Source organism: Pseudomonas sp. NPDC079086, assembly GCF_044542155.1.
Taxonomy (GTDB): domain Bacteria; phylum Pseudomonadota; class Gammaproteobacteria; order Pseudomonadales; family Pseudomonadaceae; genus Aquipseudomonas.
The window spans coordinates 1998317-2013735 of the sequence record NZ_JBITTY010000001.1 but is presented as its reverse complement, the minus strand read 5'-3'; the positions used below and the strand labels follow the sequence as shown (position 1 = coordinate 2013735).

The window sequence follows — 15419 nt, the reverse complement described above, 5'->3', positions numbered from 1 at the left end:
CCCATGGCGAACACCTCCAGACGGCCAGCAATCAGTTAAAACGTTGCGCTACGCATCAATCCGGAGCGACAAGGCACACTTGGTTACGCCCATTCTGCTTGGCCAGGTACAAGCCTCGATCAGCCAGTTCGACCAGGTCGGTCGGCGCCATGTCCACCCGCGGCGTGAGCGTGGCAACACCCATACTGATACTGACGATGGAACCCTGCACGGGCTTCTCATGGGGGATTGCCAGGGCTTGCACAGAGAGCCGGACCTTTTCCGCAAACAAGCGTGCCCCGCCGCGCGTGGTGCCCGGCAGGATCATGGCGAACTCCTCACCGCCATAACGCGCTGCCAAATCCGAAGAACGGCTGCACATTTCATTCATACACGCCGCGACCTTGCGCAAGGTTTCGTCCCCTTCCACATGGCCAAAGCGATCATTAAAGGCCTTGAAGTGATCAACATCGATCATCAGCAGCGACAGTTCGCTCTGTTCACGTAGCGCACGTGCCCATTCACTGTTCAGACAATCATCAAAGTGTCTTCGATTGGCCAGCCCCGTTAGCCCGTCTGATCTCATCAAGCGCTGCAGAACTAGATTGGCCTCCAGCAGCTGCTGCTGACTTTCACGCAGCGCGCGAAAGGCATCGTCGCGCTGCTGCAAGGCCATATAAGAACGTGAGTGATAACGAATACGCGCTACCAGCTCAATAACATCGGGGAGTTTAACCAGGTAATCGTTGGCACCCAGGGTGAACGCGGCGCTTTTGACCTTGGGGTCTTCCTTGGTCGACAGCACGATAATCGGCACGTCCTGCAACGCGCGGCGCGCACGGTACTGAGTCAACAATTCAAGCCCATCCACGCCTGGCATAACCAGATCTTGCAAAATAACCGTAGGCTTTATCTGCTCAGCCAGACTCACTGCCTGCAAAGGGTCCGAGCAAAAATGAAAGCTAATGTTTACCTCAGGCGCCAAAGCCCGACGCACAGCTTCACCGATCATCGCCTGATCGTCGACCAACAAAACCATCAATGGCGCAGATGTCGATGCATCCTCATGAGCATCGTTGAGATGAGGAAAACTCTGCCTACCAATTACTCCAGGCTTAGCGCCTTCTACAGTTATAGACCCTGCGACACCCAATAGCACTTAGCCATCTCCATCATTAGTCAAACAGCGCCACCAAGCGCCGACCGATATCGGTCAGGGGTAATATTTCCGATGCAGCACCAAGCTGTGCTGCCGCCTTGGGCATGCCATACACCGCGCAGCTGGCCTGATCTTGGGCGATGGTGATAAAACCACGCCGACGCATACTCAGCAGCCCTTGGGCGCCATCGCGCCCCATGCCCGTCAGTAGCACACCGATGGAGTCCCCCTTCCAATTGGCCACCACACTCTCAAAAAACACATCAATCGACGGCCGGTAAATATGTGCACTGGGCTCAGAGCTATAGGCCAGCTCACCATTGCGCTGCAGAATCAAATGATCATTACTACCCGCCAACAACACACTTCCAGGCTGCGGCACATCCCCCGGACGCGCCAAGCGCACGGGCAGGTGCGACTCACTGGACAACCATTGCGCCATGCCAGTGGCGAATGCCTCATCCACATGTTGCACCAACACGACGGCAGCCGGAAAACCAGAGGGTAGTTGCTTGAGTAGCTCAACCAAGGCAGCCGGACCGCCCGCCGACGCACCTATCGCCACCAACGGCTGGCGACAGCTGTTAGTGGCGCGCTGGATAGACTCAGACGTTTTACGCGTGGTGTTTTGCTCGAACAGCAAGCCCAGGTTACGGATCTTGCGCAACAGCGCTGCCGCATCCGGCAGCGCTGCCGTCCCTAGCACGGGGGTGGCAACGACATCCAGGGCACCATGCCCCATGGCCTCGAACACTCGGCTGACATGACGGTCAACGTCCGAGGTGACGATCAGGATCGCGCAGGGCGTGCTGGCCATGATCTGCCGGGTGGCCTCAACGCCATCCATTTCCGGCATCAGAAGGTCCATCAAAAGCAGATCCGGGGTGTCCTCTCGACAGCGTTTTACAGCCTCTGTGCCACTGCCCGCGACCCAGGCCACTTGGTGCTCGGGGGCACGCGCCAGTGCACGACGCAGCGCCTCCACGGCCAACGGCATATCGTTGACGATACCGATTCTCATCCCTGCGCCTCACCTATCAGTACCAGCACCGCATCAAGCAGGGCTTCGTCATGGAAACTCGCCTTGGCCAGGTAATAATCCGCACCAGCATCCAAGCCTCGCCGGCGATCTTCTTCACGGTCTTTGTACGACACCACCATCACCGGCAAGCTGCGCAGACGACTGTCGCGCCGTACCAGCGTGACCAGCTCAATACCGTCCATTCGCGGCATGTCGATATCGGTAATCAGCAAATCGAAGTGTTCTGCACGCAGCGCATTCCATCCGTCCATGCCATCCACTGCGACCGCTACGTCATAACCACGACTGAGCAGCAACTTGCGCTCAAGTTCGCGCACCGTCAGCGAGTCATCGACTACCAAGACCCGCTTGCGAGCGGCCTCACGAGCGCCCTGACTGCGTCGATCAACTCGATCGAGGTGACCACTGCTCAAGAGTTTGGCTATTGAGCTGAACAAATCCTCAACATCTAGAATCAGCACCGGCGTGCCGTCATCCAGCAAGGCGCCGGCGGCCACATCGCGAATTTTGCCCAAGCGCGGGTCCAGCGGCATAACCACCAGCGTTCGCTCGCCGATAAAGCGCTCTACGGCAACGCCGTAGAGGTTGTCGCGCTCGCGAATCAGCACCAGCGGGATGCCAGCGTCTTCGGTACGGCCCTCAGGGCGTTGTAACAACTGACTGGCAGAGATCAAGCTGACATGGCGGTCGCCGTGCCAGAAGTGCTGGCGCCCTTCCAGCTGCACGACATCCTCCGGGCTGACTCGCACCATGTGCTCGATATGCGCCAAGGGGAAGGCATAGGCCTCGCCAGCCACTTCCACCACTAGGCTACGCACCACGGAAAGCGTCAGCGGCACTTGCAGGATGAAGGTGCTGCCTTCGCCACGCCGATGTTCCAGGCGCACGCTGCCGCGCAACTGCCGTAGCTCATGCTGCACCGCATCGAGGCCCACACCGCGCCCAGAGGTCTCGGTTACCTGTTCACGCAGACTGAAACCCGGCAAAAACAGAAACGCCAGCAGCTCTTCCTCCGCCAGCTTGGCAGCCGTCTCAGTGCTGGCGAACTTGCGTGCTACCACCACTTCGCGCAGGCGCTCGACATCCACGCCGGCACCGTCATCACTTAATTCCAGCAGCAACATGCCGGCACGATGTCGCGCACGCAGCAACAAACGCCCTTCCGGCGCCTTACCCTTACGGGCTCGCAGCTCAGGCGGTTCGATGCCATGGTCGATCGCATTGCGCAGTAGGTGGGTCAAGGGTGCATCGAGGCGCTCAAGCACATCACGGTCGACTTGGGTGGCCTCCCCTTCGATATCCAGACGTACTTGCTTACCGAGCGAGCGCCCCAAGTCGCGCACCATCCGTGCGCGGCCCACCAGCACATCTGCCAGCGGACGCATGCGCGAGGACAGAGCCGCATCGTAAAGCGAGCGGCTGCGCAGTCCCCCCTCCCAGGCAAATTCATCAAAGGCCTCGAAGTGCTCTTGTAACAGCTGCTGGCACTCAGTCATCTGCGCCCTGGACTCCTCCAGCAGTGCCAACGCCTGAGGCTCCAACGAGCTGTTCAAAGTGATATCGCGCAAGCCATCCAGAGTGCGCCGCACCGATGTCTGTTGACGTTTAAGTCGCTGCAGAGCGTCGGCCAACGGCTGGATACGCTGAAACTCAACCAGTGCTTTGCCTGACATATCCAGCAAGTGATCAAGATGCTCGGCCGAAACGCGTAATACCCGGCCGCGACCGTCATCATGCGGTTCTTCAAGCGGCTCATCCGCAGATACGGACTCGGGCATAACCTCAGCCTGTACAGCGGGCTCTTCTGCTGCAGTCGCACGGCCCAAGGTCGGCACAGCAGCTACCAACTGGCGCTGTAACAAGCTCACCAGTTGCTCAACTCGCTCGACCGAGGGTGCATCGGCCACCACTGGTGCGCCAACCCGGCGCAATAGATCGGTGCCCTGCAGCAACCCGTCAATCTGTTCGGGCACTAAGCGCAGCAAGCCTTCCTGGGCGGCAACCAGCAAGTCTTCCATGGCATGCGCGACTTTCACCCCGTCATCCAATCCGACAATACGCGCTGCGCCCTTGAGCGAATGCGCCGCCCGCATACAGGCTTCCAACTGCCCGGCATCGCAGGGCTCACGCTCCAAGATCAGCAAGCCGGCATCCAGCAGCTGCGCCTGGGCATCCGCCTCCAGACGGTAGAGCTCTAGCAGCGAAGCATCCCTCATCTGATCAGGCGTCATGCGAGACTCCTGGCTATGGCCTGGCGCAGCAGCTCGTCATCCAGCCGGGTCAGGCTGCGCCCCTGCCATTGCACTACACCGCTGGCAAACTGACTAACCGCCAGGCCGCCATCACGCACCGCCGGCAGCACACTGTGCAGTGGAATGGCGTGAATACCATCCACCTCATCCACGAGTACGACCACGGGCCCGCCTTGCCCAGTAAGAATCAGCATGCGCGGGGTGACACGTTGCTGGGTAGGCGGTACTCCACCGACAGTAATACCTAGGAGTTCGCCAAGCGATAGGCAGGCCACTAAGGTGCCGCGCACATTGGCCACACCTAACAGACTTCGGGAACGCTGGTGAGGCAATGAATGAATCGGCATCGGCGCCACCACCTCGTCTAAGCTACGCGTGGCAATCGCCAGCCACTCTTCAGCAATGCGGAACACCAATAGTGAGCAACACGCAACGGCCTGCTCTTGGACAACTAGCTCGACGTCGTCTTGCAGCGACGCATAACGCTCAAGCAAGCGTGTCGCGGCCGCCGCATACACCTCACAATTGCGGCAATGCACATGCTCCCGCAGGCGCTCACAGCTTTTATCACCCTGCACCCCGATACGGTTCCAGCAATCATCGATAGCGGCCCCGCCGTCCACCAGCATCAGCTCATCGCTCATCGCGTTTCACTCCAGTAGGGCTCGCGCGACTTACCCGCTGCTGCAGCCGCTTGGCACCTTCATGGTCACCGCGCGCTGCCAGCAGCGTCGCCAGATGCACCAGGCTTTCAACGTGCTCGGGGTCAAGGTAAAGCGCCTTGCGGTAGTAAGCCTGTGCACTGTCACCCTGGCCGGCCATGTCATTAAGCAAGGCCAACCAATAAAAGGCATCGGCACTAGGGCCGTGCTCCAGCAGATAACGCTCACACTCCTGTAGCGCCTCCTCACTGCGCCCGGCATCGGCTAGTTCAACGACTCTGGCCAGCGCACTGGCCGCATCGTCGAGCCGCACTGCAGGTGCCGGCGGTGCCAGAGCCACGGCCGGCAGCGCGCGCAGCGGCTGTGGCTCTGGCTGTGGCCGCATCGACCGAACGGGCGCTGGCATCACCACGCGCACGGGTGCCTTTACTAAAGGCGCCACAACCGCACGTTTAAAAGCAAACGTCAGCGGCGCACCCAACGCCTGCATGCCGCGCTGAGTCAGCAAGCTGGCCTCGGCTGGGCCGACGAAGAAGGTGCCATCGGCGTGCAGCAGGCGTTGCAGTCCATCCAGTACAGCATTCTGCGTTGGGCGATCAAAATAGATCAGCAGGTTGCGGCAGAAGATAAAATCAAACGGCGCTTCACCGCCCAGCACATTACTGTCCAATAAGTTGCCGCAACGCAGTTGGACCCGGTCGCGCACCCGCTGCTGTAGCTGGAAACCGCTGCCCGTTACCTCGAAATAGCGCTCGCGAAAGCCCAGCTCCTGTCCACGAAATGAATTGCGCCCGTAATGCCCCAAGCGTGCCAACTCCACCACCCGGGCACTGACATCCAACGCATCAACCTGGAATGCAGCAGGCGCAAAACCCGCATCCAGCAGCGCCATCACGATTGAATAGGGCTCCTCGCCACTGGAGCACGGCAAACTTAGGACGCGCAGCGCACGACCGCCAGCCAGCGCAGCCTTACGCTTGAGAGCCAACTCGACCAAGGTCACAAATGACTCCGGGTAGCGGAAAAACCAGGTTTCCGGCACCACTACCGCCTCGACCAATGCCTGTTGCTCGCTGCTCGAACGACTCAACTGCTGCCAATAATCATCTTCAGTAGCAAGCCCTAACGCCTGCATGCGCTGACGAACTGCCCGCTCAATCACCAGTCGGCCAACTGACTCCGCTTCCAGGCCGATCAGCTGCTTCAGCAGGCGCTCTACCTGGCTAATCATGGCGCCCCGCCCGGCTCAGGAAACAGCAGCGCGCGCACATCCGCAGGCAGCAAACCGGCAACCTCTATGCGCTGCACCAGTCCCTGCGCACTACGTTGCACCCCACCCAGGTACTGCGCCTCGCCGGCGTGCAACGCTGAGTCAGCAAAGGCACTGGTAGGCAGGCGCAAGGTATCGGTGGCCTTTTCCAGGATCAGGCCCAGCACACGGTTTGCTGGACGGTACTGCACCAGCACCAGCCGGGTACTGGTCAACGCCGCCGCAGGTCGAGCACAGGCGCGGACCAACAGATCAATCACCGGCACCAGTGCCCCACGATACTCAAAGCCGCCAGCGACCCAAGAAGGTGCCTGCGGAAACGCCTTCAGACGGCGCAACGGCAACACCTCGACCACCTCGTGCACACTTAGTGCGTAACGGTCCTGGTCCAGACTGAATAACAAATACAACTCACCCGTCTCACGCTTGGCGTACGTTTGGCCGGCACTCGGGGTGTGCATACTCAGACCTTGAATCGGCTGACGCCGCTGCGCAGGCTACCAGCCACCTGGTTCAATTCGTCAATGGCGGCACCGGCTTGGCGCAGCGAGTCAACCGTCTGGCCGCTAGCTTCGCTCAATTGCACCAGCGCCTGATTGATCTGTTCGGCACCGGTCGCCTGGGCTTGCATACCCTCGTCCATCATCTGCACCCGCGGTGCCAGAGCCTGCACCTGATGAATGATCTGCGACAGCTGATCACCCACCTGGGTCATTTCGCTATTACCGCGGCGCACCTCTTCAGAAAACTTGTCCATGCCCATGACCCCAGCCGACACCGCCGACTGGATTTCGCGCACCATCTGTTCGATGTCATAGGTGGCCACAGCCGTCTGATCGGCCAGGCGCCGCACCTGAGTAGCAACCACGGAAAAACCACGGCCATACTCGCCAGCCTTCTCGGCTTCAATGGCCGCATTCAGGGACAGCAAGTTGGTCTGATCCGCCACTTTGACGATGGTGGTCACCACATGATTGATATTGCCCGCTTTCTCATTGAGGATCGCCAGCTTGGCATTCACCACGTCGGCAGCACCCACCACATGGCGCATCACATCCTCCATGCGGGCCAAGCCCAACTGACCAGAACCGGCCAACACCGAGGTTTGTTCGGCAGTGCCAGACACCTCGCTCATGGTGCGTACCAGATCGCGCGATGTCGCTGCAATTTCACGCGAGGTAGCGCCGATCTCCGTAGTAGTGGCGGCCGTTTCGGTAGCAGTAGCCTGCTGCTGCCGGGAGGTTGCCGCGATTTCGGTGATCGAGGTGGTCATCTGCACGGCCGAGCGCTGCGCCTGAGCCACCAGACTCTTCAGCTCATCAGCCATACTATTGAAGCCTTCTTCGATGGCGTTGAACTCATCGCGCCGCCCCATAGCAAGACGCGCAGAAAGGTCGCCTGAACCAAGTACTTTGAAGGTTTCCACTATCACAGCAATGGGTTGACTGATGGTGCGCTGCAAAATCACCGCGCTCAGTGCCGCCACCACCAGAACAATCAAAATGGCCAGCACCAGGCTCAACTTGGTCAACCCGGCATCTGTGACAATCTGCTCCACAGCTTGATTAGCCGTGTGCTGATTTAACTCGAACAACTGAGTCAGTACTTTGCGCGCCTCTAGCCAAGTCGGTAGCAACTCTTCGCGCACCAAGCGGCGGGCATCAATATCGCGACCATCCGCAAGCAGTGCAAGCAATTGGGCATGTAGCGCCAGGTACTGATCACGCTTGCTTAAGAACTCTTGCGACTCCAACCGACTGCGTTCCGAGTTGTTGGTCTCTTGGTAAGCCGCCCACGTTGTGTCTAGCCGCTGAATCAACTCGGCAAAAACCTTACTTTCCTCCGGACTCAAGTTGCGCCTAGCGTCATCATCCTGACCAACCATCAATAAACGCTGACTTTCCATCAGGTGATCCGCCCAGGCCAAGCGCAACTGCCCGGCCAATTGCATACCAGGAGCCGCCGACGTGCGCACATTAACCGCCGCCTGTTCGACCGTTGCCAAACGGTAATAGGCGGTTGCGGAAAGCAGCAAAAGAATAATCACCACAACGAAAAAGCTCGCGATGATGCGTTGCCGGACAGTCCAGTTCTTCACAGTATTCCCCACTCGATTAAACGCATTCAGCCAACCAGACAGCGATTGCGCGCAGTTATTTGGACTCTAGAGTTTGCGTCAGCCAGCAGCAAGCTCTGAAATACCATAGGCCACAGAGCCATCCCTACTCTGACCAAGCCCAGCACAGCTGAGCTAGACTGCCCGCTGAACGCTCAAACCTTATTTACACCAGCCCTCAATTAGCTTGATACACCTAAACCCGCCTGCGGAGTTGCGTCAGTATGGGTAGACCGCACAGCCTACGTAGCCGTTTTGCCCTGCTGATTGCAGTGCTGGTCGCAGGCCTAAGTTGGCTGCTTGGCAGCCTGATTGGCCATGATGCCAGCCAGCGCATCCGCGAAGAGGTCGGCCGCGATCTCGCAGAAGTCTCCTTTATGATGGTCGACCGCCTGGACCGCGACATGCAGAGCCGCGCTGCCATGCTCCAGGTGATTGGCAAACTGCGCGCACTGCGCCAGCCGGACGATATCGTCGAGGTTCGCGTATTACTCGACCGCCTGCAGACCGAGTTCCCCAGCATCGCCTGGATCGGCTTTACCGACGCCCAGGGCACGGTGCTGGCCTCAAGCGATGGTGTGCTGGAAGGTGCCAGCATCGCCCAGCGCCCGGTGTTCATGGAAGCGCAGAAAACCGTGTTTATCGGCGACGTACATGAGGCCGTGCTGCTGGCCAAGCTGCTGCCCAACCCAACCGGTGAGGCGATGAAATTCGTCGATATCAGCCTGCCGGTGTTTGCCCGGGACGGTAGCCTAGTGGGCGTGCTGGCCTCGCACCTATCCTGGTCATGGGCCGACGAAGTACGCCTGTCCATCCTTGAACCGATCCAGAAGCGTCGCAATGTCGAGTTCTTCGTGATCGGCCAAGACCGTACCGTGCTGCTCGCCCCCAAGGAAATGATCGGCCAGCGCCTGCACCTGCCCGTTCTCAATGAAGTGGCGCAACGCAACGATCTGTGGGCTGTGCAGGAGTGGCCGGACGGCAAGCAATACCTCACTGGCCTGGCACTGAGCCAGGGCCATATGGACTACGAGGGCCTGGGCTGGACGGTGATTGCCCGCCAACCACTGGATGAAGCCTATGCCCCGGCGCGTGAAACCACGCGCTACATCCTGCTCTGGGGCAGTGGCCTGGCGCTGCTGTTCGCCCTGCTCGGCTGGCTGGTGACCGGCTATTTCACCCGCCCACTGCGGCAGATTGCCGAGGCAGCGGACCGCCTCAGCGCTGGTGAAATCAGCGTTATCCCTGAACTGAAAAGCACCCGCGAAATCGAGATCCTCAGCAACTCGATTCGCCACCTAGTGGAAAGCCTGACCCACCAGCAAAACGCCCTCGGCGCTATGGAAAACCTCGCTCACCACGACGCCCTCACCGGCCTACCCAACCGCGTCGCCCTGGAAAGCTACCTGCCACGTGCGCAGCAACGCAGCCAGGCCAACAGCAACTGCCTGGCGTTGTTCTATCTGGACTTGGACGGTTTCAAGCCGATCAATGACCAGTTCGGCCATGCTGCGGGCGATCAGCTGCTGCGCGAGGTGGCAGTGCGCTTGCGCGGTTGCCTGCGCGAAGGTGATCTAGTCGCGCGGCTAGGCGGCGATGAGTTTCTGATGGTACTGCAGGTGCCCAATGGCGAAGCCTTGCTACAGGCGCAACTGGTGGCTGAGCGCACCCTCGCGGCACTGAGTGCGCCGGTAGACTTGGGCAGCAATCAGGTTAAGGTTGGCTGCAGTATCGGCGGTGCACTCTGGCCGCTGGACAGCAGCAACCTTGCCGAAGCACTGGAACTGGCCGACCAGGCTCTGTACCGGGCGAAACATGCCGGCAAGAACTGCGCGGTGTTCCACGCAGCCCACAAACACTGAAACTTATTTAGCGCGCAAACGCAGCAACTGGTCAGCCATTTCGGCCGCATGCCGCTCGACGACCAGCGGCACCAGGTTGTCGCTGTAGCCAACCAGGCGCGGGTAAATAAACTTCCAGCGCGTCTGCGCCCGCTGCAAACGTTGCTGCTGCTCGCCGGTCAGTTCAGTGGCCAGACTGGCAAGCTCGGCGTCCACCTGCTTGGCCAGTACATCAATATCCTGATTCAGGTAATCCTGCTGTTGCTCAGGCAGGGTCTCAATGTCGCCAACATAGGCCCGCGCGGTATAGCGCGCCGCCAGGTATTGCACCTTGGCCGGCAGGCTTTGCAAACGTAGATCCGCCGCTGGCAATGGCTGCGCCAAGCCTTTGAGCAGCTGCTGCTCGAGTGCTTCCAGGGCCGCCACCAACTCACGCTGGGCCTTGCTGTACTGGAAGTTGAACTCCCAGGGCAGGTCAGGCTCGCTGGGGTTATACGCCAGGGTCTGCTCGACCATCGCGATAAAAGCTGCCAGTGGCGGCTGCAGTTGTTCCATCGCCAAGCGCGCCGAATCAGTCATAGGCTGCGCCTGCAAGGTCGCCAGGCTTTCACGCAGCTTGCTCAGATCGTTCTGCACCTTGGTTGCCAGCTCGGTATGCCCGCCTTCACCACGATGGATAAACAGATCGGTACTGGCGCGAAACACCTGCACCTGCGCCAGCTGTACCTGGCTCAACGCCACATCAGGCGCGGAATGCACGATTGCGCTGAAAAGAACCAGCGCCAGACTCAGCAGACAATTCGTGTAGGTACGGCGCATCGGACGTCCATCCATAGCGAGGAAAAACGCCAATTATAGGGAGGCCGCCGGTTAGCGGCCACAACCCTTGGCAAAGGGAGGCCGCCGGTTAGCGGCCACAACCCTTGGCAAATGGCCGCTACGCGCTATTAGCCGGCCACCAGTTCCTGACGCACCTGAGCCTCAAGCTCGGCCTTGAGCGCCGGATCCAACTTGAGTTGACGGGCCAGCTCTTCCAGATAAGCACGGTCCATAAAGTGCTCTTCATCGACCATCAGCACGCTGGCCACATACATTTCTGCTGCCATTTCCGGCGTACTGGCCGCGCGGGCGATTTCGGCGGGGTCCAGCGGCTTGTTCAGCTCGGCCTGCAGCCAATGCTGCAATTCGGCGTCACTGGTGAGCTTGACCAACTCACCCTCGATCAATTGCCGCTCACGTGCATCGACATGACCATCGGCTTTGGCCGCCCCCACTAGCGCCTTGAGAATCGCCTGGCTGTGCAATTCAGCCTGCGGCGCCGGCAAGCGGTCCAGGGTTTGCGGCTCGACCTGCGGCGCATTGGCCTGCTGCGCCTGCCAGTTGTTGTAAGCCTTGTAGGCGACGACGCCCAACGCGGCCAGACCACCATAGGTCAGCGCTTTGCCGCCCATCTTGCGCGCACTCTTGTTGCCCAGCAGCAAGCCCAGCGCACCTGCCGCCAACGCACCACCACCCGCCCCTTTGAGCAGAGTACCCAGATCACCGCCCTGGCCGCCTTTACCGGCGCCGCCAAGCAAACCGCCCAGCGCGCCACCCAAGCCACCGGCCGATCCACCTGCGGAGCTGCCAGCAGATTTCTGCTGCATCAGGTCCTGACCGGATTTCAACAACTGATCAAGCAAGCCACGGGTAATCATCAAGCGCTCTCCCTAAAAATGGTTGTGCAAGCACACAGGCTGATTCTAGAGACGGAGGTTTGTCGCCACCTAACGCCAGAGTGCTTCGAAAGATTGCCAGCGGGTGTAACCCCCAGGAAAAGCGGCTATTCGTCGGTTAACCGACAGTAAATATGTCAAATAGTGGTCACCATCACATTCTGCCGATAGTCGATCTATATTTGACGCCGATAGGATGACGTACATAAAACCCGCAACGGCAAAAGGCTATCAAGAGCCGACGCCGGAGACTTCGCGCCATGTCGCCACGCGCCAATCGCCCCGCCCACCGTTTATTGCGCAGCCTGCTTGCCAGTTGCTGGCTATTCAGCCCAGTGCTGGTAGCCGATGCATCGAATACTCAGCACAGTGCCCTGGCGGCGGCGCTCAGCGATACGCGCCTGGCCAGCTGGCTCAACCTGCTCGATAACTCCGCCGGCGACGACGAACGCGCCCAGTTGGAGCGGGTCAATCACTTTATCAATCGCTCAGTGAGCTTTGTCAGTGACCAGCAAGCCTGGGGCGCCGATGACTATTGGGCGACGCCCGCGCAGACACTGAGCCTAGGCAAAGGTGACTGCGAAGATTTCGCCATTGCCAAATACTTCAGCCTGGTGCGCATGGGCGTACCCAGCGAGAAGCTGCGCCTGACTTTCGTTAAAGCGCTCAAACAGAACCAGGCACATATGGTGCTGGCCTATTACCCCAGCGCCAGCGAGCAACCGCTGATTCTCGACAACCTTGACCCACGCATTCGCCCGGCCAGTGAACGTGGCGATCTGCTGCCGGTGTATTCCTTCAATAACCACGGTGTGTTTCTGGCCAAGTCGCCGCAGCGCGCCAGCCAGCCACCGGAGTTTCTTGCGCGTTGGAATGAGCTGAGTGAGCGCGCGCTGGCCGATGGTTCGGCCGCACGCTCACCGCAGAGCTAGCCCAATCAGCGTGGGCTGATATGGGCGATCAGCAGTTGCACCGACTCCTGCCCACGGAACTCATTTACATCCAGCTTGTAGGCCAGCTCGACCCAACGCACGGTCGGATTCGGCCAGATTTCGCGGTCTACACCAAAGGCAATACCGTCGAGCTGCACACTGCCGCATTCACTTTTCAGCACCACCTTGAGGTGCCGCTCGCCGACAACGCGCTGCTGCACCAACTGAAACACACCATGAAACAGCGGCTCAGGGAAATGCTGGCCCCAAGGCCCAGCATTGCGCAGCTCTTTGGCCAACGGTAGGTGAAACTCTTCGATGGACAGCGCGCCGTCAGACAACAGGCGACCGGTCAGATCGTCTTCACAGAGCTGGCGACGCACCTCCGCATCAAAGGCCGCGGCAAAAGCAGCGAAATTGGCTTCAGGCAGTGACAGCCCTGCCGCCATGGCATGCCCACCAAACTTGCTGATCAGCTGCGGATGCTTAGCGGCCACCGCATCCAGCGCATCACGGATATGGAACCCCGGCACCGAACGCGCCGAGCCTTTCAGTACACCGTCGCCAGCATCGGCAAAGGCGATGGTAGGACGGTGATAACGCTCTTTCATCCGCGAGGCGAGGATACCGATTACACCTTGGTGCCAATCGGCCTCGAACAGGCACAGGCCGAACGGCATATCTTCCAGCGGCAGGTCCTTGAGCTGGGCCAAGGCCTCGCGCTGCATGCCCTGCTCAATCGCCTTACGGTCCTGATTAAGCTGATCCAGCTGCACAGCCATATCGCGGGCCAGGGCTTCGTCTTCGCAGAGCAGGCACTCGATGCCCAGCGACATGTCATCCAGCCGCCCCGCCGCATTCAGCCGTGGCCCGAGGATAAAGCCAAGATCGGTGGAGGTAATGCGCCGATGATCGCGCCCGGCCACTTCAAGAATGGCGCGCAAGCCCGGCCGCGCACGACCGGCACGAATCCGCGCCAAACCCTGATGCACCAGAATGCGGTTATTGGCATCCAGCGGCACCACGTCTGCGACGCTGCCGAGGGAAACCAGATCCAGTAACTCACCAAGGTTCGGCTCAGGCCGCTGCGCAGTAAACCAACCCATCTCACGCAAGCGTGCGCGCAGCGCCAGCAACACATAGAACATCACCCCAACCCCAGCCAACGCCTTGCTGGGGAACTCACAGCCCGGCTGGTTGGGATTGACGATGGCATCCGCTGCCGGCAACTCGGCACCGGGTAAGTGGTGATCGGTTACCAGCACGGTCAAGCCAGCTGCCTTGGCCGCCGCTACGCCCTCAACGCTGGAAATACCGTTGTCCACGGTAATCAGCAACTGCGGCTGGCGCTCAAGCGCCACCGCAACGATTTCCGGGGTCAGGCCGTAGCCGTATTCAAAGCGATTGGGCACCAGATAATCGACATGCGCCGCGCCGAGCATGCGCAAACCAAGCACCCCCACCGTACTGGCGGTGGCGCCATCGGCATCGAAGTCGCCGACGATCAGCATGCGCTGGCCTTGCTGCAGACCCTGCACCAGCAGTTCCACGGCTTCTGACATGCCCTTGAGCTGCTGATAGGGGATCAGCCGCGCCAGGCCCTTATCCAGCTCGGCAGCCGATTGCACGCCACGGGCGGCATACAAGCGGGTCAGCAACGGCGGCAGAGCGCCAAGATCAGGCAATACGGCAGGTAACGGGCGGGCTTCGATACGCATCAGGGTTCCGGTACAAACAAAATGCAGGGCATACACAGGCGTTTAAGTGGCACGCCTAGAGCCTTAGGATGGACCGGGCCGCGCAGGTTGCGCGCAGCAATACCCAACCTACAAAGGCAAGATTTAGCGCTCGCCCGCCAACCACTCAATCGGCAGCTCATGCTGGCCGCGCTCATCGGTGACGAATAGCTCTCCGTCGCTGATCATCACGCTCCAGTTCAGCGAACGCGGCATATCCAGCGCCAGCTTGGCCAAGGCTTCCTGGTCGAGGGCGACGACGTTGATGTTTTTCAGGCTGCGCACGGGATCGAGCGCCTTGGTCTGCCAAACTCGCAGGTTGCCGTAGGCCACCAGGCTGAATTTCTCGGTACGCCGCGAGCACCAGGTGATGCGGTCGCTGTCTGGCTGGCCGACTTCGATCCAGTGCAGCACGCGATCATCCAGGCTCTTTTCCCACAGCGCCGGCTCATCAACATCCGACAGGCCGCGACCGAACGCCAAATGCTCGTGATAGAACAAGGCATACCCCACCAGGCGCGCGGCCAGGCGCTCTTCGGTTTCCGAAGGATGCTTTGCCACAGTGAAACGCAGGTTTTCATAAACGCTGCGATCCATGTCGGTGAGGTTCAGCTCGATTTTGTAGGTGGTAGACGGCAGGGCCATGGTGGGGCTTCTTACTGGGCGAAAAGAGCGCAAGTCTAACCCGAAATGCGCCTCGCCCGTAGGCACGCCA

13 protein-coding genes are annotated in these 15419 nt (G+C 60.0%); 2 read left to right on the top strand and 11 right to left on the bottom strand.

The window, feature by feature from the left end; translation table 11 throughout:
• Positions 1-55 precede the first annotated feature (55 nt).
• The 7 genes from ACIGEK_RS09405 to ACIGEK_RS09375 all read right to left on the bottom strand — a co-directional run bounded on the left by ACIGEK_RS09405 (position 56) and on the right by ACIGEK_RS09375 (position 8462).
• Positions 56-1018: a diguanylate cyclase gene (locus tag ACIGEK_RS09405; RefSeq protein WP_397493024.1), complete on the bottom strand. Its 963-nt coding sequence runs from the start codon at positions 1016-1018 to the stop codon at positions 56-58.
• Between the two features lie 136 nt (positions 1019-1154).
• A complete protein-coding gene (locus ACIGEK_RS09400; protein ID WP_397493023.1) occupies positions 1155-2159 on the bottom strand; it encodes a chemotaxis response regulator protein-glutamate methylesterase in 1005 nt (334 codons plus the stop codon).
• Positions 2156-4411, bottom strand: coding sequence for a hybrid sensor histidine kinase/response regulator (locus ACIGEK_RS09395; RefSeq protein ID WP_397493022.1), 2256 nt, complete (start codon positions 4409-4411; stop codon positions 2156-2158). Before ACIGEK_RS09395 ends, ACIGEK_RS09400 begins: the two co-directional genes overlap by 4 nt.
• Positions 4408-5076 carry a chemotaxis protein CheW gene (locus ACIGEK_RS09390; protein ID WP_397493021.1) on the bottom strand — a complete coding sequence of 223 codons (669 nt, stop codon included), beginning with the start codon at positions 5074-5076 and terminating at the stop codon, positions 4408-4410. Before ACIGEK_RS09390 ends, ACIGEK_RS09395 begins: the two co-directional genes overlap by 4 nt.
• The gene (locus ACIGEK_RS09385; protein ID WP_397493020.1) at positions 5066-6325 is read right to left on the bottom strand and encodes a CheR family methyltransferase; all 1260 of its coding nucleotides are present in this window, start codon (positions 6323-6325) and stop codon (positions 5066-5068) included. Before ACIGEK_RS09385 ends, ACIGEK_RS09390 begins: the two co-directional genes overlap by 11 nt.
• Positions 6322-6825 carry a chemotaxis protein CheW gene (locus ACIGEK_RS09380; protein ID WP_397493019.1) on the bottom strand — a complete coding sequence of 168 codons (504 nt, stop codon included), beginning with the start codon at positions 6823-6825 and terminating at the stop codon, positions 6322-6324. The genes ACIGEK_RS09385 and ACIGEK_RS09380 overlap by 4 nt, the downstream gene beginning before the upstream one ends.
• A gap of 2 nt (positions 6826-6827) precedes the next feature.
• Positions 6828-8462, bottom strand: a complete 1635-nt coding sequence (locus ACIGEK_RS09375; RefSeq protein ID WP_397493018.1) for a methyl-accepting chemotaxis protein — start codon at positions 8460-8462, stop codon at positions 6828-6830.
• A 242-nt stretch (positions 8463-8704) separates the two neighbouring features.
• On the opposite strand from ACIGEK_RS09375, the gene ACIGEK_RS09370 reads away from it, so the two are divergent.
• A complete protein-coding gene (locus ACIGEK_RS09370; protein ID WP_397493017.1) occupies positions 8705-10342 on the top strand; it encodes a diguanylate cyclase domain-containing protein in 1638 nt (545 codons plus the stop codon).
• A 3-nt stretch (positions 10343-10345) separates the two neighbouring features.
• Here ACIGEK_RS09370 and ACIGEK_RS09365 read toward each other — a convergent pair whose 3' ends face one another.
• Positions 10346-11140 (bottom strand): hypothetical protein, encoded by a 795-nt coding sequence (locus ACIGEK_RS09365; protein ID WP_397493016.1) that lies wholly within the window; start codon positions 11138-11140, stop codon positions 10346-10348.
• Between the two features lie 128 nt (positions 11141-11268).
• Positions 11269-12018: a tellurite resistance TerB family protein gene (locus ACIGEK_RS09360; RefSeq protein ID WP_397493015.1), complete on the bottom strand. Its 750-nt coding sequence runs from the start codon at positions 12016-12018 to the stop codon at positions 11269-11271.
• A gap of 278 nt (positions 12019-12296) precedes the next feature.
• Between ACIGEK_RS09360 and ACIGEK_RS09355 the strand changes: the two genes are divergently transcribed.
• Positions 12297-12968: a transglutaminase-like cysteine peptidase gene (locus ACIGEK_RS09355; RefSeq protein ID WP_397493014.1), complete on the top strand. Its 672-nt coding sequence runs from the start codon at positions 12297-12299 to the stop codon at positions 12966-12968.
• 5 nt (positions 12969-12973) lie between these two features.
• Here ACIGEK_RS09355 and recJ read toward each other — a convergent pair whose 3' ends face one another.
• Both recJ and ACIGEK_RS09345 read right to left on the bottom strand, forming a co-directional pair.
• A complete protein-coding gene (gene recJ / locus ACIGEK_RS09350; RefSeq protein ID WP_397493013.1) occupies positions 12974-14686 on the bottom strand; it encodes a single-stranded-DNA-specific exonuclease RecJ in 1713 nt (570 codons plus the stop codon).
• A gap of 123 nt (positions 14687-14809) precedes the next feature.
• Complete coding sequence (locus ACIGEK_RS09345) at positions 14810-15349, bottom strand: YaeQ family protein (protein ID WP_397493012.1); 540 nt, start codon at positions 15347-15349, stop codon at positions 14810-14812.
• Positions 15350-15419 lie beyond the last annotated feature (70 nt).